The 23,415-nt window shown below is 69.6% G+C and carries 25 protein-coding genes and 1 pseudogene; 11 read left to right on the top strand and 15 right to left on the bottom strand.

Annotated elements, in window-relative coordinates:
• Positions 1-104 precede the first annotated feature (104 nt).
• On the top strand, positions 105-626 hold the full coding sequence (locus tag AVR91_RS24050; RefSeq protein WP_063272036.1) for a hypothetical protein: 522 nt from the start codon (positions 105-107) through the stop codon (positions 624-626).
• Here the strand turns inward: AVR91_RS24050 and AVR91_RS24055 are convergent.
• On the bottom strand, positions 623-1,972 hold the full coding sequence (locus AVR91_RS24055; protein WP_063272037.1) for a nucleobase:cation symporter-2 family protein: 1,350 nt from the start codon (positions 1,970-1,972) through the stop codon (positions 623-625). The genes AVR91_RS24050 and AVR91_RS24055 overlap by 4 nt on opposite strands.
• A gap of 95 nt (positions 1,973-2,067) precedes the next feature.
• Here AVR91_RS24055 and AVR91_RS24060 point away from each other — a divergent pair, with 95 nt between their 5' ends.
• Both AVR91_RS24060 and AVR91_RS24065 read left to right on the top strand, forming a co-directional pair.
• The gene (locus AVR91_RS24060) at positions 2,068-3,282 is read left to right on the top strand and encodes an NAD(P)/FAD-dependent oxidoreductase (protein ID WP_063272038.1); all 1,215 of its coding nucleotides are present in this window, start codon (positions 2,068-2,070) and stop codon (positions 3,280-3,282) included.
• Between the two features lie 32 nt (positions 3,283-3,314).
• Positions 3,315-4,037, top strand: a complete 723-nt coding sequence (locus AVR91_RS24065; protein ID WP_063272039.1) for a Clp protease N-terminal domain-containing protein — start codon at positions 3,315-3,317, stop codon at positions 4,035-4,037.
• A gap of 47 nt (positions 4,038-4,084) precedes the next feature.
• On the opposite strand, the gene gndA is transcribed toward AVR91_RS24065, so the two are convergent.
• Both gndA and AVR91_RS24075 read right to left on the bottom strand, forming a co-directional pair.
• A complete protein-coding gene (gene gndA / locus AVR91_RS24070) occupies positions 4,085-5,524 on the bottom strand; it encodes an NADP-dependent phosphogluconate dehydrogenase (RefSeq protein WP_063272040.1) in 1,440 nt (479 codons plus the stop codon).
• A gap of 403 nt (positions 5,525-5,927) precedes the next feature.
• Positions 5,928-6,836 carry an MBL fold metallo-hydrolase gene (locus AVR91_RS24075; protein WP_063272041.1) on the bottom strand — a complete coding sequence of 303 codons (909 nt, stop codon included), beginning with the start codon at positions 6,834-6,836 and terminating at the stop codon, positions 5,928-5,930.
• Positions 6,837-7,055: 219 nt separating this feature from the next.
• On the opposite strand from AVR91_RS24075, the gene AVR91_RS24080 reads away from it, so the two are divergent.
• From AVR91_RS24080 to AVR91_RS24090, 3 genes are read left to right on the top strand one after another with little or no spacing between them, the layout of a single operon-like run.
• The gene (locus AVR91_RS24080) at positions 7,056-7,913 is read left to right on the top strand and encodes a helix-turn-helix domain-containing protein (RefSeq protein WP_037335949.1); all 858 of its coding nucleotides are present in this window, start codon (positions 7,056-7,058) and stop codon (positions 7,911-7,913) included.
• Position 7,914: 1 nt separating this feature from the next.
• Positions 7,915-8,730, top strand: coding sequence for an SAM-dependent methyltransferase (locus AVR91_RS24085; RefSeq protein ID WP_063272042.1), 816 nt, complete (start codon positions 7,915-7,917; stop codon positions 8,728-8,730).
• A gap of 14 nt (positions 8,731-8,744) precedes the next feature.
• A complete protein-coding gene (locus AVR91_RS24090; RefSeq protein ID WP_063272043.1) occupies positions 8,745-9,602 on the top strand; it encodes an SAM-dependent methyltransferase in 858 nt (285 codons plus the stop codon).
• A gap of 4 nt (positions 9,603-9,606) precedes the next feature.
• Here the strand turns inward: AVR91_RS24090 and AVR91_RS24095 are convergent, their stop codons facing one another.
• Complete coding sequence (locus AVR91_RS24095; RefSeq protein WP_016330864.1) at positions 9,607-9,879, bottom strand: hypothetical protein; 273 nt, start codon at positions 9,877-9,879, stop codon at positions 9,607-9,609.
• Positions 9,876-10,148: a hypothetical protein gene (locus AVR91_RS24100; RefSeq protein WP_063272044.1), complete on the bottom strand. Its 273-nt coding sequence runs from the start codon at positions 10,146-10,148 to the stop codon at positions 9,876-9,878. The genes AVR91_RS24095 and AVR91_RS24100 overlap by 4 nt, the downstream gene beginning before the upstream one ends.
• A 305-nt stretch (positions 10,149-10,453) precedes the next feature.
• Between AVR91_RS24100 and AVR91_RS24105 the strand changes: the two genes are divergently transcribed.
• Entirely contained in the window at positions 10,454-10,708 is a 255-nt protein-coding gene (locus tag AVR91_RS24105; protein WP_016330866.1) for a DUF397 domain-containing protein, read from the top strand.
• Positions 10,709-10,766: 58 nt separating this feature from the next.
• Here AVR91_RS24105 and AVR91_RS24110 read toward each other — a convergent pair whose 3' ends face one another.
• From AVR91_RS24110 to AVR91_RS24140, 7 genes are all read right to left on the bottom strand, one after another.
• A complete protein-coding gene (locus AVR91_RS24110) occupies positions 10,767-11,315 on the bottom strand; it encodes a hypothetical protein (RefSeq protein WP_063272045.1) in 549 nt (182 codons plus the stop codon).
• On the bottom strand, positions 11,308-12,438 hold the full coding sequence (locus AVR91_RS24115) for a hypothetical protein (protein ID WP_063272046.1): 1,131 nt from the start codon (positions 12,436-12,438) through the stop codon (positions 11,308-11,310). The genes AVR91_RS24110 and AVR91_RS24115 overlap by 8 nt, the downstream gene beginning before the upstream one ends.
• An 18-nt stretch (positions 12,439-12,456) precedes the next feature.
• Positions 12,457-12,864 carry a FixH family protein gene (locus tag AVR91_RS24120; protein ID WP_083737715.1) on the bottom strand — a complete coding sequence of 136 codons (408 nt, stop codon included), beginning with the start codon at positions 12,862-12,864 and terminating at the stop codon, positions 12,457-12,459.
• Positions 12,861-14,309: a hypothetical protein gene (locus AVR91_RS24125; protein WP_063272048.1), complete on the bottom strand. Its 1,449-nt coding sequence runs from the start codon at positions 14,307-14,309 to the stop codon at positions 12,861-12,863. Before AVR91_RS24125 ends, AVR91_RS24120 begins: the two co-directional genes overlap by 4 nt.
• 99 nt (positions 14,310-14,408) lie before the next feature.
• Positions 14,409-15,260, bottom strand: a complete 852-nt coding sequence (locus tag AVR91_RS24130) for an oxygenase MpaB family protein (protein ID WP_063272049.1) — start codon at positions 15,258-15,260, stop codon at positions 14,409-14,411.
• Positions 15,257-15,805, bottom strand: a complete 549-nt coding sequence (locus tag AVR91_RS24135) for a TetR/AcrR family transcriptional regulator (RefSeq protein ID WP_172843611.1) — start codon at positions 15,803-15,805, stop codon at positions 15,257-15,259. Before AVR91_RS24135 ends, AVR91_RS24130 begins: the two co-directional genes overlap by 4 nt.
• Entirely contained in the window at positions 15,802-17,184 is a 1,383-nt protein-coding gene (locus tag AVR91_RS24140) for an amidase (RefSeq protein ID WP_063272051.1), read from the bottom strand. Before AVR91_RS24140 ends, AVR91_RS24135 begins: the two co-directional genes overlap by 4 nt.
• A 76-nt stretch (positions 17,185-17,260) precedes the next feature.
• Between AVR91_RS24140 and AVR91_RS24145 the strand changes: the two genes are divergently transcribed.
• On the top strand, positions 17,261-18,265 hold the full coding sequence (locus tag AVR91_RS24145) for a D-cysteine desulfhydrase family protein (RefSeq protein WP_063272061.1): 1,005 nt from the start codon (positions 17,261-17,263) through the stop codon (positions 18,263-18,265).
• Positions 18,266-18,343: 78 nt separating this feature from the next.
• Here the strand turns inward: AVR91_RS24145 and AVR91_RS24150 are convergent.
• A pseudogene (locus tag AVR91_RS24150) lies at positions 18,344-18,895 on the bottom strand (DUF998 domain-containing protein); the annotation flags it as partial.
• A 53-nt stretch (positions 18,896-18,948) separates the two neighbouring features.
• The gene (locus AVR91_RS24155; protein ID WP_063272053.1) at positions 18,949-19,722 is read right to left on the bottom strand and encodes a protein phosphatase 2C domain-containing protein; all 774 of its coding nucleotides are present in this window, start codon (positions 19,720-19,722) and stop codon (positions 18,949-18,951) included.
• A gap of 62 nt (positions 19,723-19,784) precedes the next feature.
• On the opposite strand from AVR91_RS24155, the gene AVR91_RS24160 reads away from it, so the two are divergent.
• A complete protein-coding gene (locus tag AVR91_RS24160; protein ID WP_004559389.1) occupies positions 19,785-19,994 on the top strand; it encodes a sigma factor-like helix-turn-helix DNA-binding protein in 210 nt (69 codons plus the stop codon).
• A complete protein-coding gene (locus AVR91_RS24165) occupies positions 19,994-20,518 on the top strand; it encodes a Clp protease N-terminal domain-containing protein (protein ID WP_016330877.1) in 525 nt (174 codons plus the stop codon). The genes AVR91_RS24160 and AVR91_RS24165 overlap by 1 nt, the downstream gene beginning before the upstream one ends.
• A 344-nt stretch (positions 20,519-20,862) precedes the next feature.
• Here the strand turns inward: AVR91_RS24165 and yczE are convergent, their stop codons facing one another.
• On the bottom strand, positions 20,863-21,495 hold the full coding sequence (gene yczE, locus AVR91_RS24170) for a membrane protein YczE (RefSeq protein ID WP_063272054.1): 633 nt from the start codon (positions 21,493-21,495) through the stop codon (positions 20,863-20,865).
• A gap of 61 nt (positions 21,496-21,556) precedes the next feature.
• Between yczE and yczR the strand changes: the two genes are divergently transcribed.
• A complete protein-coding gene (yczR, locus tag AVR91_RS24175; RefSeq protein WP_063272055.1) occupies positions 21,557-23,011 on the top strand; it encodes a MocR-like transcription factor YczR in 1,455 nt (484 codons plus the stop codon).
• Positions 23,012-23,415: the final 404 nt, after the last annotated feature.

Here is a 23,415-nt window from a genome sequence, read left to right on the forward strand (position 1 = left end):
GGCGTGTTCCATCGGGTGAATAATTTTTGGTTAACTTCACCCATTCGGCGGTGAGTTGCGGTAAAACTACTCCTCGCTCGTTCCCGGTGCGAAAGGTTCAGCTGGTGGATGACGACGATGTTTCGGTCGCCGACCTGCTTATTCGCGAGGGCTGGGACGACCACGAGGAGTCACGGGCAAAGTCACGCTGGAGAGTTATCGCGGTCGTGATCGCCGTGGTGGTCGCCTGCGGCGCCGCCGCGGTACTCGTCGGGTTCGAATCCGATCCCGAACAGAATGCGGCGCCGAACCCGGTCAGCGTCATCGAGATGCCGAAGCGGCCTTCGGAAAACGGGGGAGCCGACGCGACTTCGGCCGTCCCGTCCACCGAGACGGTCGAAACCGGTGAAGGCGGCACCTCGACGCGGTCCAGCAAGACGACGTCCAGCCGCCGCACGTCGAGTTCGGCCGCGCAGACGTCCTCCTCGTCGGACCCTGCCACGCCGACGTCGTCGGACGGGCCCGCGGATCCGCCCCAGACCACCGGGTCCACGGTCGTTCCGCAGCCGCCCAACCCGACTCCGCCGCCGCCCTCGACGACGCCGACCGAAGAGTGCAACCTGTGGCCGAAGTGGCTCTTCTGTTAAGGCGCTTGCAGTAGATCGGGGTCCCGGCGTTTGCCGAGGTGGTTGAACAGCAGGTTGAGGGTGAAGGCGACGATCGCGGCGACCGTGATCGGGCTGCCGCAGATGGTCTGCAACCACGCCGGGAAGTGCTGGAAGAAGATCGAATTCCCGAACTGGTTCGTGGCGAACGCGGGCAGGAGGCCGACCCCGACCGACACCGCGACGATGAAGGTGTTGTGGTTGCCGGAGAACTCCACCTTCTTCAGGTTCTGCACGCCGACCGCGGCGACCATCGCGAACATGACCACCGCGACCGCGCCGATCACCGGTTCCGGCACGGCGGCGACGAACGCGCCGACCTTCGGCACCAGGCCCATCAGCACGAGCAGGCCACCCGCCATCGCGACCACCCACCGGCTGCGCACCCCGGTCATCTGCACGAGGCCGACGTTCTGCGCGAAAGCCGTGTCCGGGAACGAGTTCATCGCGCCACCGAGGATGGCCGAGAGACCATCGGTGGCGAGACCGCGCGCGAGGTCGGAGTCGGTCGCCGGGCGTCCGGTGATCTCGCCGACGGCGACGAGGTCCGCGGTGGATTCGGTGTAGGTCACCAGCATCACGACGCACATCGAGAGCACGGCCGCGATCGGGAAGGTCGGCGGGCCGAAGTGGAACGGTGACGCGAGGCCGAACCAATCGGCGTCGGCGATGCCCTTGAAGCTCACCAGGCCCATCGGGATCGCCGCGACCAGGCCGATCAGCAGTGCCAGCAGCGGGCCGATCTGGCTCGCGAACCCGCGCAGGACCCGGGTGAACAGGACGATCACCGCGATCACGCCGAACGCCAGCGCGATGTTGGCCGGTTTCGCGTAATCCGGCGATCCGGTGTCGTGGCCGGCGATCAGGCCGACGCCCGGGCCGATGAGCGAGATGCCGATGACCATGAGCAGCGTGCCCGAGACGAGCGGCGGGAAGAACCGGATCATCTTCGCGAACGGCTTGGCGATGAGCAGGCCGAACACGCCTGACGCGATCATCGCGCCATAGACGGCCTGCATGCCGTACTGGGACGCGATCATGATCATCGGGTTGACCACGGTGAACGTCGCACCCGCCACCACCGGCAGCCGGATGCCGAAGATCCGCCCGATCCCGATCGCCTGTATCAGCGTCGCGATGCCCGCGACCAGCAGATCCGCGTTGACCAGCAACGCGATCGTCGCCGCGTCCAGTTTCAGCGCGCTGCCGACGACGAGCGGGACGGCCACGGAGCCCGCGTACATGATCGTCATGTGCTGCAGGCCGAGCAAGGTCAGCTTCGGCAGCGGCGGGCGGGCGTCCACCGGGTGGACCTCGGGACGGCTCATGGGCATGACCGTAGCGCGTCCGCCGCGTGCGGATCACGTGTCGAAAAGGCCGGAGCTGTGTTGAATGGAGGCCGGGCACAACGAAAGGAGCGCCGATGGAGACCGTCCTCGTCGTAGGGGCCGGGCAGAGCGGGTTCGGGGTGGCGACCTCGCTGCGGGACAAGGGGTTCGGCGGGCGGGTGGTGCTGATCGGCGACGAACCCGGGCTGCCCTACCAACGGCCTCCGTTGTCGAAGGGTTATCTCGCCGGCACCGCGGGCGACGCCCAGCTGCGTCTGCGGCCCGAGGACTTCTTCGCGGAGAAGAACATCGAGCTGATCCCGGGCCGCGTCGCGTCAGTGGATCGCGACGGGACGAAGGTGGTGCTCGAGGACGGAAGCGCTCACGAGTACGACCATCTGGTGCTGGCCACGGGAGCGGCCAATCGGGTCCTGCCCGTGCCTGGGTCCACTTTGGACGGTGTGTTCACCTTGCGCACCAAGGACGAGGCCGATGTTCTGCGCGCCGCGTTGGAAAGCGCCGAGAACGTGGTCGTGGTCGGAGGCGGGTTCATCGGGCTGGAGTTCGCCGCGCACGCCGGGCGGCCCGTGACGATCGTCGAGGCGCAGGACCGGCTGATGGCCCGCGTCGCGACTCCGGAGGTCTCGGCGTACTTCGCCGCTCTGCATGAGGATGCCGGCCACACGATCCTGCTCGGCAAGGGCGTCGCGGCGTTGCGCGGTGAAGGCCGGGTGGCCGAGGTGGAGCTGAGCGACGGCAGCCTGCTGCCCGCCGATCTGGTGCTGGTCGGGGTCGGGGTGGAGCCGCGGACTCGGCTCGCCGAAGGGGCCGGGCTCGCCGTGGCGAACGGTGTCGTCGTCGACGAGCACCTGCGCACGAGCGATCCGAAGATCTCGGCGGTCGGGGACTGCGCGAACTTCCCGTGTGTCCAGGCGGGCACGGCGACGCGGCTGGAGTCGGTGCAGAACGCCGTCGACCAGGCGCGGGCGGTGGCGGCCGTCATCGCCGGTGAACCCGCGCCCTACGACAGCCTGCCGTGGTTCTGGACCGACCAGCTCGGCGCGAAACTGCAGATCGCCGGGATCCTGACCGGGGCGGACAAGACCGTCGTGACCGGGGACCGGGAGGGCGGGAAGTTCTCGGTGCTGTCGTTCCGCGACGGCGTGCTCGCCGGGGTCGAGTCGGTGAACCGGCCGCCGGACCACATCGCCGCGCGTCGTCTGTTCGCCGCGGATCCGGCGCCGCGGTTCGAGACGCTGGAGGCCAACGGCTTCGATCTCAAGGCCACCTTCGCGTCAACCCGTGGTTGACGATTGGCGAGCGTCAACCTAAAGTTGACGGCATGACGAATCCAGTGCGGCTCGACGACCTCATCTCCCACATCAAGCAGCAGCATCCCGACGGCGACGTGCTCGGCCAGCTGTCCGACGCGGTCTTTCTCGGCGAGCACCTCGGCGAAGTGGCCGACCATCTGATCGGCCACTTCGTCGACCAGGCGCGGCGTTCCGGCGCGTCCTGGACCGAAATCGGCAAGAACATGGGGGTGTCCAAGCAGGCGGCGCAGAAGCGCTTTGTCGACTCCAGTGGCTCTTCGATGGAAGACCTGGTGAAGGTGTTCAGCCGCTACACCGATCGGGCGCGGCAAGTCGTCGTCGCGTCGCGCGACGCCGCGGTGTCGGCGAAGAGCCCGCAGATCGAGCCCGTGCACCTGGTCCTCGGGCTGCTCGCCGAACCGGCGGCGCTCGCGGCCGGCGCGATCGTGGCGCAGAGGGTGACTCTCGAAGCCGTCCGTGAGGCCGCGGAGGCGCGGCTGCCGGAACCCGCCGACGAACCGGCGGAGGCGGCGAAGATGGCGTTCGGCGCGCAGGCCAAGAAGGCGCTGGAACTGACCATGCGGGAATCGCTGCGGCTCGGGCACAACTACATCGGCACCGAGCACATCCTGTTGGCGTTGTTCGAACTCGGCGACGATCTGCTGACCGGGCTCGGTCTCACGAAGGAGAACACCGAAGCGGTGATCGTGCGGGCGCTGGCGGAGATCGTCGCGGCACGCGGGGAGGACTGAAAGCGTCCTTCACCGCGTCAGACGCGGTGAAGGACGCTTTTCGTTTATCAGGCAGAGGTTTCCGGGCGGCCGTCGGCGGCCCAGGCGGTGTGGAACGAACCTTCGCGATCGACGCGACGGTACGTGTGGGCACCGAAGTAGTCCCGCTGCCCCTGCACCAGCGCGGCGGGAAGCCGCTCCGCGCGCAGACCGTCGTAGTAGGCCAGCGCGGTCGAGAAGCCCGGGGTCGGAATGCCCAGCCGCACCGCCGTGGAGATCACCGAACGCCAGGAGTCCTGGGCGTCTTCGACGGCCTTGCGGAAGCCGCCCGAAGTCAGCAGCGTCGGCAGCGCGGGCTCTTCGGCGTACGCGGCCGTGATGTCGTTCAGGAACTTCGCGCGGATGATGCAGCCGCCGCGCCAGATCGACGCGACCTTGCCGAGGTCGATGTCCCAGCCGTACTCGGCGCCGCCCGCCTGGATCTGGTTGAAGCCCTGGGCGTACGCCACCACCTTCGACGCGTACAACGCCTGCTCGACGTCGTCCGCGAAAGTGTCCAAAGCAGACCCCGTCAGTGGGGCGCGCGAAGGACCGCCGAGACCGCGGGAGGCCTCGCGCAGGTTCGACGAGCCGGACAGCGAGCGCGCGAAGACGGCTTCGGCGATGCCGCTGATCGGCACGCCGAGGTCCAGTCCGATTTGGACGGTCCAGCGGCCGGTGCCCTTCTGCTCGGCCTGGTCCGCCACGATGTCGACGAACGGTTTGCCGGACGCGGCGTCGGTGTGGGCCAGCACCTGCGAGGTGATCTCGATCAGGTACGAATCCAGCCGCCCCGAGTTCCAGGTGCGGAAGATCTCGGCGATCTCGGCGGGGGAGTAACCGCCCGCACCGCGCAGGAGGTCGAACGATTCGGCGATCAGCTGCATGTCGGCGTACTCGATGCCGTTGTGCACCATCTTCACGAAGTGCCCGGCGCCGTCCGCGCCGACGTGCGTGCAGCACGGCTCGCCGTCGACCTTCGCCGAGATGTCCTCGAACAGCGGCCCGAGCGACTGGTACGACTCCTTGGACCCACCCGGCATGATGCTCGGCCCGTGCAGCGCGCCCTCCTCGCCGCCGGACACGCCGGTGCCGACGAAGTGGATGCCCTTCTCGCGCAGCGCGGCCTCGCGGCGCCGGGTGTCCGCGAAGTGCGCGTTGCCCGCGTCGACGATCACGTCGCCCTTCTCGAGGAGCGGGACGAACTCGTCGATCACCGCGTCCGTCGGCGCGCCTGCCTTGACCATGATCACGACCTGGCGCGGACGCTCCAGCGCGTCGACGAACTCCTGCGCCGAATACGCCGGGATGAAGTCGCCTTCGTCGCCGAACTGCTCGACCAGTTCCTTCGTCCGCTGCTCGGAGCGGTTGTGCAGGGCCACCGTGTGCCCGTGCCTCGCGAGGTTCCTGGCCAGGTTGCGGCCCATGACCGCCAGGCCGGTGACCCCGATGCTCGCCTTCTTGCTCATCCGCACCCTTCCGCTTCGATTCCCGTGCCGAGCCTATCCCCGTTGAGGGATACGGCGCCGGGACGAGAGGGGATCAACCGGGAGTTGTCCACAACCGGGCCCGCCTGTGGACAACTCGGCGCGCGCGGCCCGGCCCGCTCCGCTCGCCGGTACGCTGGGATCGGGGTCGCCCCCCAGGGACGGGTGGGGGCTGCTTGTGGGGGCTCTGGGCTGGATTTCGGTGTCTTGAAGGGGCCCTTTGGGGCGTTGGATGTCTCGAAGGTGGCCTTCGGGGCGTGCGGGGCTGCGGGGGCGTGAGCGGCGGGCGGGGGGTTGCGAAAGTGGCTTTCGCAACCTTCAACGTTGCGAAAGTGGCTTTCGCAACAGCGGCGGCGGGCGGCAACCGGTCAGGAGCAGCAACCGGTCAGGAGAAGCACCGGATGGGCGCGCCGTTGTAGGTGACCATGTCCGCCAGCGCCGCCCCCAGATCGATCGGCGCACCCCAATCCAGACCGTCCAGTTCGGCATAAGCCCGGTGCAGGTTCGCCGGAAGCCGTTCCTGTTCGGACAGTGCCTCGTAAGGCCCCAGATCCGCTTCGCGCGCGGCCTGAAGCGGTGTCAGCCCCGCGGCCTTCCCGTAGGAAGCGAGTTTCTGCAGGAAACCCAGGTATCCGTCGACGACGTCGATCGCCTCGGGGCCGCACACCGGGCCGTGGCCCGGCACGATCGTCTCCGGCTCCAGTTCGCGGACCAGGTCCAGCGCCTGCCGCCACCCGGCGGGTGAGCCCATCAGCGCGAAGGGGCTGCCGCCGTTGAAGATCAGGTCGCCGACGAAAAGCACCCGCCGCTCCGGCAGCCAGACGAGTACGTCGTTGGTGGTGTGCGCGGCGTGCCCGGGGTGGATCAGCTCGAGCCGGACGTCGCCCGCGTGCACCGTCAGCCGGTCGTCGAACAGCACCTCGGGCGGCCGCAGCTCCAAGTGGCCCCAGTCGTTCCCGGTGAACGAGTTCTCGTAGGTGTTGATCCCGGTCGCGACCATCACCTCGCGCGTCTTCCGGTGCCCGACGATCGTCGCGCCGGTCGCCAGGTAGTTGCCGTTCGTGTGGTCGCCGTGATGATGCGTGTTGACCACAGTGGTCACCGGCGCGCCGGCGGCCGACTCCGCCGTCGCGAGCAGCGCCCTGGTGCGCCGTTCGGTCGAACACGTGTCGATCACCACCGTGTGATCGCCCGCGGCGACGAAGCCGCAGTTGTTGATCCACCACGAGCCGTCGGGCTGGACGTACCCGAACACACCGTCGGTGACCTGCCGGGCGAAGGGGGATTGGTCCACTCGGTCACTATGCCCGACCGGCGTGCCCGAAATGTGACGAGATCGCTCCGCCACCAGGGTGACGTACCAGGTGACTGGTGTTTTCGGCCGTTTCCTGGAACGCTGCGCAATGTCATCATCGGACCCCGCAAGGTGAAGTACCCTGGGTGGGTTCGAGTATTCGCGCGCAGGACGGCGGGCAGCCGCGGTCCTGTCTATGTGGTCCGGGAGAGCAAGGCGATGGCCAGCACCGTCACCTCGCGCCGGAAGCAGCTCGGGAACGAGCTCCGGCATGCCCGCAACGCAGCGCGGATGACACAGCAGCAGGTCGCCGAAGTGCTCGGCTGCACCCAGGGCAAGGTCAACAAGATCGAGTCCGGTGCCGTCGGGGTCAAGCTCGGGGATGTGCGATCGATGCTGAACGCGTTCGGGATCAACGGCGACGAGGCCGACACGTTGATGAACCTGGCCCGCGCCGCGGCCGGGCAGCGCGGCCACTGGTCCGGCTACCGATCCGTGGTGCCGCACTGGTTCCGCACCTTCACCGACCTCGAACCCGCGGCCGCGGAGATCCTCACCTGGCACGGCGAGCGCATCCCCGGCCCGTTGCAGTCCGAGCACTACATGCTCAAGCAGTTCACCGAAGCCGGCGCCACCGACGTCACCTCGCTGGTCCGCAACCGCTTGGACCGCAAGGCCGTCTTCGAGCAGCAACAGCCGCCCTACTACCGGTTCATCATCAGCGAGGGCGCTCTGCGCCGCGCGCCCGGCGGCTCCGCCCCGGCGGTGATGCTCGACCAGGTCGAGCATCTGCTGGCATTGGACAAGCATCCGCGTGTGTACGTGCACGTGCTGCCGTTCGGCGCGCGGCTCGCCGCCGTGCCCAACGACTTCACCATCATGCGATTCCCAGACCGCACCAGGGATTTCGTCTACATCGAACACTCCGCGGGCGGGTTGTACCTCGACGACGTCAAGGACTTCAACATCTTCGTGGACTCTTGGGACAGGCTGCGCGGCGCCGCGTTGGAGCGTCAGGAAACCCGGCAGTTCCTCAAGGAACTCGCCGAGCTGTACAGAACACAGATGCAAGCCTGAGATGGATCCCCGGTTCCTCCCCGAAGGCGTGGACCTCGAGCGGCCCAACGCCGCCCGGATCTACGACTGGGCGCTCGGGGGCACCGCGAACTGGGCGGTGGACCGGGAATTCGGCGAGCAACTGGTCAAGACCTTCCCGCTCGTGCGCACCGCGGCCAGGGCGAACAGGGCCTTCCTCGGCCGCGCGGTCCGGTATTGCGCCGAGCACGGCGTGACCCAGTTCCTCGACCTCGGTTCCGGCGTGCCGACGGTCGGCAACGTCCACGAGATCGCCGATGACGTCGACGACGGCAGCCGGTGCGTGTACGTCGACAACGAACCGGTCGCCGTCGCGCACGCCAGGATCCTGCTGGAGAAGAACGGGGATCCGGCCAGGCACGCGGTGATCGGCGGCGACCTGCGCGACGCGGACGACATCTGGGAACGCGCCTTCGACACCGGCGTGCTCGACCCGGCGAAACCGGTCGCCCTGCTCACCGTCGCGGTCCTGCATTTCGTGCCGGGCCCCGAACTGGCCGGCGTCGTCGCGCGCTACCGGCGGCTCCTGCCCGCCGGTTCCTTCTACGTCCTGTCCCACGTCACGATGTCCGGCGTGGAGGGTGACGAGCTGGCCCAGATCCAGCGCGTCGTGAAGCAGTACGAACAGTCGAGCACGCCCGCGTCCTTCCGCGACAAGGAAGAGATCCTCGGTTTCTTCGGGGATTTCGACCTCGTGGCGCCGGGTCTGGTCCCGGTCGGCGCATGGCGGCTGGACGATCCCCGCTCGCCTGCGGTTGACTGCGCCATCGGCGGGGTCGCCCGCAAACCCGGTTCCTGACGAGGTGTGACGGTATGACGACGCAACACGACCCCATCGACCCGGTGGCCCCGGAGGGTGTCGATCTCGAACGGCCCAACGTGGCCAGGGTGTACGACTGGTTCCTCGGTGGTTCGGCCAACTGGGCCATCGACCGCGAGTTCGGCTCGCAGGTGCTCAAGCAGTTCCCGGAGGTCAAGACCTTCGCCCGCGTCGGCCGCGACTTCCTCGGCCGCGGCGTGGGATACCTGGCCCGCCAGGGGATCACGCAGTTCCTCGACATCGGCTCCGGCGTGCCCACCGTCGGCAACGTCCACCAGATCGCGAGCGCGATCAACCCGGACAGCCGGGTCGTCTACGTCGACATCGAGCCGGTCGCCGTCGCGCATTCCCAGCTGCTGCTGGAACGCGAGGGCCTGCTCGGGCGGCACGCGGTGCTGCAGGGCGACGTCCGGGATCCCGCCGACATCTGGAAACGCGCCCTCGAGACCGGGGTGATCGACCCGCGGCAGCCGATCGGGCTGGTATTGGTCGGCCTGCTGTACTTCCTCGGCCCAGAGGAACCCGTCCACGAGATGGTCCAGCGGTACCTCGATTTCCTGCCGTCCGGTTCGTACTTCCTGTCCTCGCATCTGACCGAGGACGGCGTCACGCGCAAGGAAGGCGACAACCGGGAGAACGTCCAGGAGCTCTACAAGAAGACCAGCGCGCCGTTCCACCTGCGGTCTCGCGCGGAGTTCGCCGCGTTCTTCGACGGGCTGGAGATGGTGGAGCCGGGGATCGACTGGATGGCCACCTGGCATCTCGACGAGGCGGATTCCCGTGCCAGCGACCGGTTCGCGGACGACCCGACGTTCACCGGCGGGCTCGGCGGGCTGGGCCGCAAGCCCTGAGTGATCAGGCCCGGCCGGTCAGATGCCCGATCAGGGGCGTCAGCTCGAACTGACCTTCGAGCGGCCGGCCGGTCCTGATCAGGTCCCGGTGCGCGCCCGGCGAATCGACTTCGGAGTTCCACGGCGGCTGCTTGCGCAGCGGCGCCTGGATGAGGCTGAACCCGAACCGCTGACGCAGTTCCAGGCCGATGGTGCGGTGGTGGTGCTTCGCCGAGGCCAGGCGTTCGTCCTCACGGCGGAACAGCAGCGTGGTGAGACGGACGGCCACGGCGGTCACACCCCCCGGCTCGGACGCGGCAACCGCGCCTGATCGGCCGAACCGGCGAGGCCGAGGCAACGCTCACAGGGCATCCCCGAACCGACGGGGACCCATTCCAGGTGGTCGTAAGGCATCGCCGCACCACAGCGGGCGTGCAGGAACTCGGGGTGCGAACCCCTGGAGTGCAAGTCGAAAAGATGCGCGGAGCGGCGGCTTTCGCCCGCCGTCCCGGCCATGAGCCTGCCGACGGCGAGTACCGTCGCCGGCATGGTGTCCTGAATGATCACGCTGATCCTCCCCCACGAGGTCGGCGGTGGGTGGTCATGCGCCGCGGGGCAGACGTCCCTGCCGGTCATCTGCCGTCGATGGCCTGCCGAAACGGCGAAACGTGCTGCGAGCGATTCACCAACAACCGAGCCCCGGCCGCTGCGATTAATCCTACTCCTGGAATAATCTTCATGTCGAGGGTGGGCGGAGTTGATCACCCACTTGGCCGTGCGGGATAGTCCCGTTGAGGCAGGGAGAAGCCGGGACGGTGACGGTTCGCGCAGGTCGCGACCGCACCCCCGACCGACGTTCGGAGGTACGACCAATGGCCGATTATCCATCGGCGGCGGATTACGATCCGACCACGGCCGTGTCGCTGTTCGACGACTCCGCGTGGGAGAAGTCCTTCGCGAGCGAGCCCAACGGGGGGAACTGTGTCGAGGTCAACCTCGCCCGTGAAGGCCTGGTGGGGGTCCGTGACACCAAACTGGCCAACAGCCCTGTCTTCGTCTTCGATTCCGGTGAGTGGAACGCCTTTCTCAAGGCGGTCAAGGCCGGACAGTTCGATTTGAGCCCATGACGAAAGGCTCGCGTGCCCATCGGGACACGCGAGCCATCCGATCTTCGGTCACTTCGAGTCACACCGTCGCGGGAAGCCCGTTACCCCGTAGCCGGGATTTCGTCCGCCGCCACGCGACGGCGATCAGGACGGCGAGGACGATCAGCGGGATCAGGCTGATCGACCAGCTCACCGCCATCGGCGGCCCCGGCTGTTCGAGCACCGCCAGATCACGGAGTTCCCCCGCGCCCTTGCCCGCGGGCCCGTCGATCTCGAACCGGAACGTCCACGAGCCCTGCGTCTGCAGGGCCCGGATGTCCAGTCCCCACACCTCCAGTTTCCGCGGATGCTTCGCCAGCGGCTGGGGACGGCCCAGCCGCCCGGTCTCCGGATTGACGAACGCGAGCGTCCCCGACTTCCCGGCGATCCCGTCGTCCGGGATGAACGTGAAGTCCAGCGATTGCATGGCGCGCAACGGCCACGTGCTGAAACCGACGGTCATCCCGTACGGCCCGATCTGGACCCGTTCGGTGTGGACGATGTTCACCGGTTCATAGGCGTTCGCCGCGGGCGTGGTCGCGAACAGCAACCCGATCGCCGCCGCCAAGGCCAGCAATGTCTTACGCATGCGCGTTCTCCCCCTTCGCCGGGGCCAGCAGCCTCAGCATCCCGCCGAACCGCCACCCGGCGAAGCCGCCGAGCAGCCCGACCACCGCACCGGCGGCACCGGTGGCGAACACGACCGCCCAGGGCATTTGGTCGGAGCCATAGACGATCGCGTTCTGGATCGGCATGCTCGCGCCGACCAGCAGCCCGCCGATCACGCCCGCCGGCACCGAAACCCGGCCTGCCGGCCAGCGGCGTGAGAGCAGGTACACCGCTTCGAGCACGGCCGCGATCGGCAGCAGCGCCATCGGCATCATCGACGGCATCGCGGGGACGCCGTCGATGTAGTCGCGCATCGGCAGGCCGACCGCGCTCGCGTACGCCTCCGCGGCCCACGGCGAGAACCACCAGGTGATCGCCTGGATGACCGCCAGCGCCGCGGCGACCCGGACCGCTCCGCCCGGCCGTCCCCAGAACCCGGCGCCCGCCGAGACCAGCAGCACCGAAAGCAGCGCGATGCCGACGGAGACGACGTCGAGCCCGTCGACGTCGATCTGCTGCAGCCCCAGCACGGTCACCGTGCTGAACGCGATCAGCACGCCGAGGCTGCCGACCACGCCGACGGTGCCCCATCGGTGTTCCCGCGCGGCCGCGAACACCATGACCGTGCCGATGATGCTCAGCGTGATCGACAGCAGCAGCCCGATATGCGGCGGCGAGTCGATCACCGCGTCGAAGCCGTACAGGCCGTGCCACCACTGATCCCACAGGCCGTACAGCAGGAACATCGCCGCGCCCGTGCCGGTCACCAGGTAGCCCGCCGGTGCGGCGAAGACCTTGCCGAAGACGTTGATCGCCCGGCCGCCGACCCGCGCGTCGACCGGCCGTCCCGCCCGGCGCGCGGCCGTCGTCATCAGCACGACCACGAGGCTCGCGAGCCCGGAGATCGCGCTGCCCGAGTACAGGAACAGATGCGGCATCGTGAAGAACGTGTCCGGGCCGACGTCGCCGTGCCACTGGATGTCCCAGGTCAGCCCGACCAGCGAGATCACCGATCCCGCCAGCACCGTGCCCGCCGGTACGAGACCGGTGCGTTCACTGCGCGCCACCGGGACGGCCCTCGCCCCTCCCGCGGTGAGATCCATACCCCCGACCTCCCTCTCTTACTTGACCAGCAAAGGAAAAACGTGCTGCGTGGCGCCGGACGGCCCGCGCAGTGAAACGGTGATCTCCCATTGCCCCGGCATCGGCAGCAGGACGTCGCCGGTGCGGAACCGGCCCGGTCCCTCCGCGATCGCGGGCGACGGGGCGAGCGCGTGCCCCATCTGCGGCATCACGGGTTCGAGCGTGACGACGTCCGGTGTGGCACCGGAGACGGTCAGCGCGAAGACATTGCCGCCCTGGCGCGGATCTTCGACCGAAAGCTGCACGGTGTACGGGCCCTGCGTCGAGCGCTGCACCTGCGCGCCGCCGCTGCTCGGCCACACCAGCCAGGCCACGATCGCCACAGCGAGCACGGCGACCACGGCGATCAGCAGAACCGGCTTCCGTCTGTCCACTGTGGAATTCACTGCGGTGCCCCTTCCGGCGGGACCTCGATCTCCATGGGCACGGTCAGCACGGTGTAATCCCGCTCGGCCTGGAGCCAGACGCGGTACTTGCCGGGTGCGGCGAAGGTGTAGGTGAACGGGACGTCGGGGCCGTACGCGGCGACCGTTTCATCGGGTTTGTCCGGCATTCCCGGCGATCGCGGGATCATCGAGTGCACGTGGGCCCAGGTCGGCGCGGCAGCGGCATCCGCGCCGACCCGGTGGTCGCCGGTGATCGGGCCGACGACGATGAGGTGGCCGAGCATGCCCAGCCAGGGTTGGAGATCCGCCTTGCCGAAGCGCGCGGTGATCGTGGTCGGCGTACCCGGCCGCACCTCGACGTCGACCGGATTCCCCTGCACGACCCGCTTTCCCGCTCCGGCTGGGACGGGCTCCGCGGGGGAGTCCGTTCCGGCCGCGACAGTCATCGTGCTGCGGACCAGTTGCACGCCGCCGCCTCGCCGGGCGAGTTCCGCGGCGACGGCGTAGGTCCCGGCCTCGGGCGGGGTGAACTTCACCCGGTAGTCGCCTGGGCCGACACGCACCGGATGCAGATGCCAGAGCCTGCCCGTCGGTGAGATGACGACGAGGTGGATCAAAGCGTCGTCGTGCACCAGAAGGTCGTCGACCGGGCGGCCGGTAGCGCCGTCGGCGAGGGCGAGGCGCACCTGAGCGAGCGCGCCCGCGCGCGCGTTCGGCGGATGCACGGCCAGATTCACCGGCGGTCGCGAGAAGTCCACTGTAGACATCTGCGCGTTCGCGTACGGGTCTTGGACGTTGTCGATCGTCGGATCCAGCGCCGCCCCGGGGGCGGGCGGCGGCGGGGTGGACGCCGACAGCATCGCGCCGGTGACCGCGACCGCGAGCGCGGCGACCATCCCGCCCGCCGGGATCAGCGCGAGCTGCGGCCGCCGGACGCGCATCGCGATGACGAGACCGAGCACCAGGAACACACCCGCGGCGACGAAGCCGCCGAAGGTGGCCTTCTCCCACGGAGGGATGACCCTGGCCGGGACGATGAACGGGATCGACGCGGTGTCCGTCCCGTCGTCGAGGCCGAGCTCCCACGGGCCGGGCTGATCGACACGCAGCCGTGCCGCATGGGCGCCGGGTTTCCCGTCCAGCCGCACCGTCGTTTCGGAGAACGTGGTCCCGGCGGTGGACGCGCGCAGTTTCAGCGTTCCCGGCGCGCTTCCGGTGTGCGTGACGACGTCGACGTGCAGCGGGCCGGGCGCGATGTCCATCCGCCGCAGGATGACCGTGAGATCCCGGGTGCCGAGCGTCTGCGCGACCTGGATGTCCGCGCCGCTCGACACGCCGTCCGCCCGCGCGGTCCCGGACAGCAGAACGGACGCCAGCGCGCAGAGCACGAGTACGCGGGCGATGACCATCGGCGCCGTGCGCCGCCCCCTCGGTGAATTCCCCATCCCGGCTGAAGTTAACGACGACGGCCCGGGAAAGCGTCACAGCGCCGGGTGAATCGGGGTCCCCCGTAAAGGGGACGGCGCCCCTTACTCCGGTGGGGGTCAGCCCCCGAGGAAACGATACGCGCGCGGATGCGCCCGGAACCAGACGTTGAGCCTGCCGATCCGCCGCACGAGCGAAGACCGCAACGTCACCGGCACCAGGCCGCCGAGAAGCCGTACCGCCTGCCGGAACCGGTCGAACCGGCGCTGGTCACGGGCGGTCCACTGTAGACCGAGTCGGTCTCGCAGGGCGGGCGGCAACGTGGCGCGGATGACGAACATCTGTCCCCGATGCTGCCACCGCTGAAGCCGGACCCACCGTTTGTCGGGCAGCCACCGCCACGGTTTCTTCACCGTCCGGATCGTTTCGAACAATGTCGAAATCGTCTCGTTCGGGCCGAATCCGTCGATCATGTCCGCGTAGTACCGCTCGAATTCCGGCCAGGTCGGCGGCAGGTCTTGCTCGCGCAGACCGAGAAGCCGCCCGACGTCGCACATCTGCGCGTAGTATTCGTCCAATTCGGACGGAGTCATCGGCGTACCGTAGAACCGTTGTGTGTCAACGGGAACCATGACGAGCGTGGCGTGCACCCAGGCGTACGCGTGCGGGTTCAGCGCGCTGTAGCGGCGGCCGTCGTCGACGCCGGTGAACGACCGGTGCAGCGCGCGCAGCCGGTCGGCCTCGTAGCGCGCGCCCTCCGGGCCGCCGTAGATGTAGATGGACAGCGACGCTGCCGTGCGCATCAGCCGCGTCCACGGATCTTCGATGTAGTCGGAATGATCCCGTACCCCGGCCGCGACGACCGGATGCGCGACCTGCAGCACCAGCACCTGGCCCGCCAGCAGCCCGGCCCGGAAGTCGCCGAAGTACTTCCACGCCGCCGTCCCCTTGACGATCGGCGGACCGGTCATGACGCGCCGCGGACCAGCATCATCAGCGATTGGGCCACCCCGACGCCGTCGTCGCCCGTGGCCAGCCTGCGCAACTGCAGGCCGGCGATCAGCGCGACCACCGGACCGGTCAGCCGTTCCGGGGACGGCACGCCGAGCGTTTTCAGGATCACCAGCGCGAGTTCGTCGTACGCGGCGAAACAGCGGGCGGCCGCGTCCTGGAGTCCGGGGTCGCGGGCGGCCTGCAGGTACAGCTCGTGCGCGCCGAGTTCGTCGGTCCCGAACGGCAGCTGCGCGATGACCTGCTCGACCACCGTCGCCGCCTGCTCGACACTCAAGCCCTGCTCGCGGTAGGCGTCGACGAATCCGGTCAGCTTCGTGGTCTCTTCTTCGACGAACAGCAGCATCGCCTCGCGCAGCAAGGCGGTCTGGCTGGGGAAGTGGTAGGTCAGCGTGCCGAGCGAGACGCCGGCCGCGGTCGCGATCCGGCGGTTGGTCAGCCCGCCGACCCCCTGTTCCCCGACCACCTTGAGGGCGGCGTGGAGGATGGCCTCGCGGGTGTTCACCAAGCGGTCTCGGGTTTGCGGTCCTGCCACCGTTCGACCTCTTCCAGTTGCGCGGCCAGCGAGATGAGCCGCTCCTCGGCGTGCGAGGGGCCGAGCAGCTGGCCGCCGAGCGGCAGGCCTTCCGGGCTCAGCCCGGCCGGGACGTTGACCCCCGGCCAGCCCAGCACGTTCCACGGCCAAGCGTAGGGGCACGCGGCGATCATGGCCTGGTCGGTCTGCCAGCCGGAAAGCTTGTCGAAGGTGCCGATCCGCGGTGGCGGGGTGGCGGTGGTGGGCGTGAGCACGACGTCCACCCGGCCGAACACCGAGCCGATCTGCCGTTGCAGCAACGGTTCCGTGGCGCGGGCGAGCCGCAGCGCCGGACCGGCCAGCGCCGAACCCTGCCGTGCGTTGGCGCGCGTGCGCGGATCGAGCCGCGCCTGGTCCGGGACGCGGCGGGACCAGTCACGCACGCCGACGAGCGAACGCGGCAGGAAGGTGAGGCCGATCAACCGGTAGTCGGGTTCGATCTCGACGATCTCGTGGCCCAGTTCGGCGAACCGCTCCGCGAGCCGGACGACGGCCGCGTGCGCCTGCGGATCGAGCTTCGTTTTCGTCGCGGTGAAAGGGATCCGGGTGGACAGCCCGATCCGCATACGGCCCGGCTCGCGGCGCGCGGCCGCCTGGAACGCGGTGCCGGTGCCGGCGGCGACGTCGAGCAGGAGGGCCGCGTCGGCGACGGTGCGCGCGAGCGGGCCGACCACGGTCAGGCCGTGGAAGAGTTCGCGTTCGGTCGGGACCCGGCCGCGCTGCGGTTTGATCCCGACCAGATCGGTCCACGCGGCCGGGATCCGGATCGACCCGGCTCCGTCGGAACCCAGCGCGGCGGCGATCACCCCCGACGCGATGGCCGCCGCCGCGCCGCCCGAGGAACCGCCCGGGGTCCGCTCGGTGTCCCACGGATTGCGGGTCGCGCCGAACGCGGGGCCTTCGGTGAACGGCCATTGGCCGAGTTCCGGGGTGTTGGTCTTGCCGATGAGCACCGCGCCCGCCTCGCGAAGCGCGGCGACCGGCGGGGAATCCGTTGTCGCGGCGGAGAAATCGCCCTCGCAGCCGAACGCCGTCGGCAGGCCGGTGACGTCGAGGTCGTCCTTGATCGCGGTCGGGACGCCGAGCAGGGGAGCGGATTCGCCGTCGGCCAGCCGCCGGTCGGCCTCCTCGGCCTCACGAAGGGCTTCTTCGGCGCGAAGGCACTTGAAAGCGTTGAGAACAGGCTGGCTGGCTTCGGCCTTATCGAGCGCTTGCCGGGTGAGTTCGACGGAAGTGACCGCGCCGCTGGCGAGCATCGACGCCTGTTCGGCGAGGCCGGTGAACGCGAGGTCGGCCTTCGAGGTGGTCATGGGTTCCCCCTGCAGGTTCTCGTTCGTTCAAACGAACGATACCACCGAGTAGCCTCGGTGTGGTTACGTGAAGTTCATGAACCTCGATCGCTTCCCCCGCGTCGACCTAGGCGGCTACCCGACGCCGCTGCATCCCGCACCCCGGCTGGGCGAGGCACTCGGACTGCCGAATCTGCTGCTCAAACGGGACGACGTGCATCCGCTCGGCGTGGGCGGCAACAAGCTGCGCAAACTCGAGTTCCTGCTCGGCGCGGCGATCGAGAACGGCGCCGACACGGTGATCACCTTCGGCGCCCTGCAGACCAACCATGGCCGCCAGACGGCCGCTGCCTGCGCGAAGCTCGGGCTGCGATGCGAGCTCGTGCTGACGGCGAAGGTCCCGCGCGACGGTGACGCGTACGAACGGTCCGGCAACGTCTCCCTCGACCATCTCTTCGGCGCGAACGTGCACATCTGCCGCGACGGCGAGGAGACCGGGAGGACCTACGACCGGCTGATCACCGAGGCCGCGGCCGAGGGGCGCCAAGTGGCGACGTTCCCGGTCGGCGGCTCCGACGGGATCGGGGCGCTCGGGTACGTCGCGGCCGCGCGCGAGATCGCCGGGCAGCTCGCCGAGCTGGGGATCACCAAGGCTCGGTTGGTCGCTCCGCACGCCAGTGGCGGGACTTCCGCGGGGCTCGTCGTCGGCACGGCGGACCTCGACCGGCTGACGCTGGACATCGCCTGCGTCAGCCATCCGGTCGACGAAGCCCTCGACAACCTGGCCGATCTCACCATCGCCGCCTCCGCGCTGCTCGGCACCGAGCCGCCGTCACTCGACGGGTTGCGCATCGACGACCGCACGATCGGCCCCGGCTACGGGATCCCGACCGGCGAGACGTGGGACGCGGTGCGGCTTTTCGGCCGTACGGAAGGAATCGCGCTCGATCCCGTGTACACCGGCAAAGTGGGTGCCGCGCTGATCCGCTGGGCGGCCGAAGGCCATTTCGCGCCCGACGAGCACGTCGTCTTCCTGCACACGGGCGGGCTGCCCGGCCTCTACGGCTACGCCCCCGAGTTCGCCGACGCGGTGCGCCGCTGACGCCACCTTCAGCATCCCGGCGATCAGGATCACGTGTGCGACCAGCGAAACCCGCTGCATGACCCCGACCGGTGCGATGTCGGTCAGCGTCTTGAAGAACGGGATGTCGGACAGGCGCACGAAGATGAAGCTGAGCCCGAACACGACGAGACCGGCCGCGCTGCCCCAGGCCAGGCGCCCGACGAGCCTGGCCGCCGGGGTGCCGCGCAGGTTGTCGCGCAGGGTGAAGCCGGCGGCGGGCAGGCTGAGGAACGCGATGAGGCACGCGTACAGGTGGATCTCGCCGCTGACCGGATCGGGGAACTCGGGGTAGCTCGCCGGGAAGATCGCGGCCGCCGCGAGCCCCAGCGACCACAGCACGAACAGCAGTTTCGTGGTGCGGCTGAGCGGGATCCCGGCCGCGGCCAGCGCACCGAGCGCGGTGAGCGAGCCGATGGACAGGGAGAGCACGCTGGCGCCGAGCATGCCGGTGCCGCGATCGACGTAGGCGTAGCTGGACAGCGTGTCGAACACCGGATCGCGTGAACTGATCAGGTGGAGCACGACCATGGTGAACAGTGCCCAGCCGATGGCCGCGCCCGACGCGATCAGCCAGGGTCTCGTCCGCGATCTCTCCCCAGGGAACGTCATGCGTCCAGCGTGCTCGCGCGGGCGCGGATTTCCGATCCGGGAAGCCCCCGGTTTTACCCTGGGGCTACCCCGAAGTCGACCACTACCAGTAGCTGGTCATCGTGCCTTTTCGCGCGGGGCCAGCGCTCGCCGTCGGGGTCCTGTTTCTCCGCCGTCCGCACCGCGTCGAGGACGGCGTCGGGGCCACGCTCCCGGCTGATCGCGAGCACCTCCGGCCAGTCGAACAGGCCGTACTCGTCGACGCCGATCGCGACGCCGTCGGTGGCCAGCAGCAGGGCGTCGACCTCCGAACGCGGCCAACTGCGGCGGACGGCCTCGGCGGCGGCCGTGGGTTCCGCTTCGGCGACCCAGAAACCGTCCGGCGCGTTGCGTTTCGCGCGGACGTCGGCGCCTGTGCGGAGCTGACCGCTTTCGCGCAGCGAGACGAGCCTGTCGTCGGTGAGCGGGTCCGCGCCGGAGGGGCCGAAGGCGACGATGGGGCTGTCGGCGAGCACCAGCCCGTCGACGGTGTCGTCCGTCCAGCGCGCGATCGCGACCGTGCTCGACGGCGAACGTCCCGGTTCGAGGCTCTCGCGGCGGGCGACGTCGGCGATCGACTCGGCCAGCAACACCGCGAGATCGGCCTGGGGTTCCGCGGTCAGTGCCCGCGACAGGCTGTGCACGAGCAGGCTCGCGTACCAGCCGCCGGACGGCAGATCCGGCCTCGGCGCCGTCGCCCCGTCGAGCACCACCACGGCGTTGCCGAGGACGGCGACGTGGTCTTCGGTCGGGCGCGTCGATCCGTCCGCGCCTACTCCGTCCCTTTCCGCCACTGCGATTTCGACCATGCCTCCGACCCTAACTGTCAACTGAGGTTGACGCGGGCGGAATGTCAACGTAGGTTGACGTCATGACCGAAGCGACAGATCTGGCCGCGCGAGCCGGTGACCGCGATCCCCGGGTGGGATTGCGCGCCGTCGCCGCCTTGCGCCGGCTGTTGGAACAACTCGAGGCCGTGCAGGTCCGCAGCGCGCGGGTACACGGCTGGTCCTGGCAGGAGATCGCGGCCGAGCTGGGGGTCAGCAGGCAAGCGGTGCACAAGAAGTACGGGAGGCATTGATGTTCGAACGGTTCACGCCCGAACTTCGCGAGGTCGTCGTCGGCGCCCAGCGGGTGGCGTCGGACGAGGCGTCCGCGAACGTCGACCCGCTGCACCTGCTGACGTCGCTCTCCCGGGGCACCGGCGTGCTGACCGCGCTCGGCTGCCCGGCGGACGAACTGGCCGACGACCTCCGGCGCGTCCGCCGCCGGGGCGGGATGAGCGACGCCGATGTCGAGGCGCTGAGCGGGTTCGGCATCGACGTCGAGCACATCGTCGAGCGGGTCGAACAGACCCACGGCCCGGGCGCGCTGACCGGCGGGCAGCGTGCCGGACGCGGACATCGGCCGTTCACGCCGGAGGCCAAGAAGGTGCTGGAGAAGAGCCTTCGCGAAGCCATCGATGTCGGCAGCAAGCGCATCGAAGGCGAGCACCTCCTGCTCGCGCTGACGGCCGTTCCCGGCGTGGCCGCCGACGTGCTCGCGCAGCGGGGCATCGACTACCTCGCCGTCCGTCGCCTCCTTGAGCAGCGAGAGGCCAGCTGATCCGCGCATCTGTGTGCGTCTGGGCCGGCGATACAGGTCGGCGGCCTTGAGTGTCCAAGGGGCATATCGCGCCGATTAGGCATCCGATTTATACCTGTATGTCCGCTTCTGGACGGGGTCGTGAGTGATTAGGAGGGTTAGAACCACCCAAATCACTCACGACCCGTGTCCCAAGTGGCCCAATCGGGCACTCGCGAGGCCGTGCCCCCATCGTGCCGCCGCTCTTGCTCGTCCGGCGCTTTCGCGTGATCCGACGGACGACACGCGTGACTGGATGGACGACACGCTCGCGGCCGGGGCTATGGCGGGAGACGTCCGCCTGATCACGCGTGTCGTCCCTCCAGTCACGGGTGAGCGGGCTCCCGCCACACGACGTAAGGCAGGAACGCCTGGGTCAGCGGGCCGATGGCGAGCGCGTAGAGGACCGTGCCGACGCCGACGGTGCCGCCGAGCAGCCAGCCCGCGGCCAGGACGGTGATCTCGATGAGGGTCCGGACGAGGCGGATCGACTTGCCCGTCCGGGCCGCGAGGCCGGTCATCAGCCCGTCGCGGGGCCCGGGGCCGAGCCGCGCGCCGACGTAGATCGCGGCGGCGAGACCGTTGAGCACGACACCGGCGACGAGGTTGAAGATCTGCCAGCCGAGCACGTCCTGATCCGGCAGGAAGACCCGCACGAGATCGACGGTGAGCGAGATGACCACGACGTTGGCCGCGGTGCCGATCCCCGGCCGCTGCCGCAGCGGGATCCACAGCAGGAGAACGAGGACCGACGCGATCGCGGTGACCGTGCCGAACGAGAGACCGGTGATCTTCATCAGACCTTCGTGGAGCACGTCCCACGGGTCGAGGCCGAGTCCCGACCTGGTCAGCATGGCCATGCTGCCGCCGTAGAGGGCGAGCCCGCCGACGAGCTGGAGCGAACGGCGGGTGGTGTCCTGGGAGATGCCGACAGGTTTGAGGTCGAGTTTGAGTGCCACGTGTGCACCATCAGGGGTAAGTGGCTACCTTGACCATGGCCAATCTGGAACAATTGGCCTTATGGAACCGCTGATCCCGCTGACTGGACGCGTTTCGGGCCCGAAATTGGCCATCTTGCTGGGGAGCTGGCGGCAGAGTGGTTCTCGACACGGTGCCGCGGATCTGGCGGCCGCCGTCGAGCTGCTGGTGCTCGACGGCAGGCTCCCGCTCGGCACGAAACTGCCCGCCGAGCGGGAGCTCGCCGAAGCGCTGGACGTCAGCCGCACGCTGATCGGCGCCGCGCTGGACAAACTGCGCGCCGACGGCCTGGTCGCGAGCCGTCGCGGGGCGGGCTCGTGGATCGCGGCGCCCGGCGGCCGCGGCCGGAGCGCGATCCTGCCGACCGGCGAGGACCTCATCGACCTCGCCCAGGCCTGCCCGCCCGCCGTCGCCGGCCTGGTCCCGGCCGTGGACGCCGCGCGGAAGGCGCTGGTGGACCACCTCGGCGAGAACGGCTACCAGGTACGCGGCCTGCGGATCCTGCGTGAGCGGATCGCCCGCCGCTACACCGAACGCGGTCTGCCGACCAACGCCGAGCAGGTGATGGTCACCAACGGCGCGCATCACGCGTTCGTGCAGATCCTGCGCATGCTGGCCGGGCCCGGCGACCGGGTGCTCGTCGAGCAGCCGACGTACCCGAACTCGCTGGAAGCCATCGGTGCCGCGCACGCGATCGGAGTTCCGGTGCCGTTGGACCCGGTCACCGGATGGGACGTCGTCGGCATCGAAGCCGCGCTGCGGCAGTCCGCGCCGAGGCTCGCGTACTTCGTCGCGGACTTCCAGAACCCGACCGGTCTGCGCATGGACGCCGGCGGCCGGGAGCGGCTCGCGGCCGCGCTGAACCGCGCCCGGACGCCCGCGATCATCGACGAGACGCTGGTCGAGCTGGACCTCGAAGGCGATCCGGCGGACGGGCCACCGCCGCTGGGCGCGTTCATGGGCGATCTCGGCATCACGATCGGCTCGGCGTCGAAATCGCACTGGGCGGGCCTGCGGCTCGGCTGGATCCGCGCCTCCGAAGACATCATCGGGAGGCTGATCGCCGCCCGGTTCGCCGTCGACCTCGGGTCGCCGGTGTTCGAACAGCTGGTCCTCGCGGAACTCCTCGACGACGGCGGCGCCGCGCTGGCGCACCGTCGCCAGGAGACGCTGGCCCTGCGTGACGCGTTGACCGGGGCACTCAACTGGTACTGCCCGGAGTGGACGTTCACCGTCCCGCCCGGCGGGCTCTCGCTGTGGTGCCGTCTGCCGGAGCCGATGAGCACGCGGCTGGCCGTCGCGGCGGCGGGACACGGGGTGCAGGTGGCGCCGGGCTCGCGGTTCGGTGTCCACGGTGGACTCGAGCGCTGGCTGCGGCTGCCGTACGCGCTTCCGGCCGAGACGCTCTTCGAGGCCGTACGCCGTCTCGGCGCGGCGGCCGCTTCGGTGGCCGCGACCCCCGCCGTCGTCGCCCCGGTCGCCGTCCAGGTCACCTGATCCCCGCGAAATGCGAGCCGGAAACGGAAATAGCCGGTGCGCCGGCGGGGCGGCCGATGCTCCAGGGAGGGCATCGGCGCCGCACGACCAGCGCACCGGCTATCCGGCCCGCCCCGAGGCCGAAACCTCGGGACGGGCACCGCGGCGGTTACCCGGCACAGCCCCTCGACGTGCCGGGAACCGCCCGCGGTTCAGGCGGACTTCGAGCTTGGCCGGCTCCTGCTCGGCGCGGTGAGCAGAAGCCCCCGGAGTCCACCCGGTGCTGGTCCCGGCGCCGCAGGGGCAGCGCGGCGCCGGGGCCGGGATCCGAACCGGCCGGGCGCGGTCGGCCGTTCGGAAAGACTTTGGGGTTGCCTGAAAAAGGGGCAGGCGAAAGCGGCTTGTGCCAGAGGGTTCACCAGACG

The sequence above is a fragment of the Amycolatopsis keratiniphila subsp. keratiniphila genome (assembly GCF_001620365.2).
Taxonomy (GTDB): Bacteria; Actinomycetota; Actinomycetes; order Mycobacteriales; family Pseudonocardiaceae; genus Amycolatopsis; species Amycolatopsis keratiniphila.

Excerpts from the sequence above, each read along its gene's own strand:
- AVR91_RS24060 (WP_063272038.1), top strand. The coding sequence starts at position 2,068 with ATGGAGACCGTCCTCGTCGTAGGGGCCGGGCAGAGCGGGTTCGGGGTG.
- AVR91_RS24140 (WP_063272051.1), bottom strand. The coding sequence starts at position 17,184 with ATGACCACCTCGAAGGCCGACCTCGCGTTCACCGGCCTCGCCGAACAG.
- AVR91_RS24110 (WP_063272045.1), bottom strand. The coding sequence starts at position 11,315 with ATGCGTAAGACATTGCTGGCCTTGGCGGCGGCGATCGGGTTGCTGTTC.
- AVR91_RS24115 (WP_063272046.1), bottom strand. The coding sequence starts at position 12,438 with ATGGATCTCACCGCGGGAGGGGCGAGGGCCGTCCCGGTGGCGCGCAGT.
- AVR91_RS24130 (WP_063272049.1), bottom strand. The coding sequence starts at position 15,260 with ATGACCGGTCCGCCGATCGTCAAGGGGACGGCGGCGTGGAAGTACTTC.
- AVR91_RS24055 (WP_063272037.1), bottom strand. The coding sequence starts at position 1,972 with ATGAGCCGTCCCGAGGTCCACCCGGTGGACGCCCGCCCGCCGCTGCCG.
- AVR91_RS24065 (WP_063272039.1), top strand. The coding sequence starts at position 3,315 with ATGACGAATCCAGTGCGGCTCGACGACCTCATCTCCCACATCAAGCAG.
- AVR91_RS24145 (WP_063272061.1), top strand. The coding sequence starts at position 17,261 with ATGAACCTCGATCGCTTCCCCCGCGTCGACCTAGGCGGCTACCCGACG.
- AVR91_RS24125 (WP_063272048.1), bottom strand. The coding sequence starts at position 14,309 with ATGGGGAATTCACCGAGGGGGCGGCGCACGGCGCCGATGGTCATCGCC.
- AVR91_RS24160 (WP_004559389.1), top strand. The coding sequence starts at position 19,785 with ATGACCGAAGCGACAGATCTGGCCGCGCGAGCCGGTGACCGCGATCCC.
- AVR91_RS24165 (WP_016330877.1), top strand. The coding sequence starts at position 19,994 with ATGTTCGAACGGTTCACGCCCGAACTTCGCGAGGTCGTCGTCGGCGCC.
- AVR91_RS24080 (WP_037335949.1), top strand. The coding sequence starts at position 7,056 with ATGGCCAGCACCGTCACCTCGCGCCGGAAGCAGCTCGGGAACGAGCTC.
- gndA (WP_063272040.1), bottom strand. The coding sequence starts at position 5,524 with ATGAGCAAGAAGGCGAGCATCGGGGTCACCGGCCTGGCGGTCATGGGC.
- AVR91_RS24090 (WP_063272043.1), top strand. The coding sequence starts at position 8,745 with ATGACGACGCAACACGACCCCATCGACCCGGTGGCCCCGGAGGGTGTC.
- yczR (WP_063272055.1), top strand. The coding sequence starts at position 21,557 with ATGGAACCGCTGATCCCGCTGACTGGACGCGTTTCGGGCCCGAAATTG.
- AVR91_RS24085 (WP_063272042.1), top strand. The coding sequence starts at position 7,915 with ATGGATCCCCGGTTCCTCCCCGAAGGCGTGGACCTCGAGCGGCCCAAC.
- AVR91_RS24155 (WP_063272053.1), bottom strand. The coding sequence starts at position 19,722 with ATGGTCGAAATCGCAGTGGCGGAAAGGGACGGAGTAGGCGCGGACGGA.
- AVR91_RS24105 (WP_016330866.1), top strand. The coding sequence starts at position 10,454 with ATGGCCGATTATCCATCGGCGGCGGATTACGATCCGACCACGGCCGTG.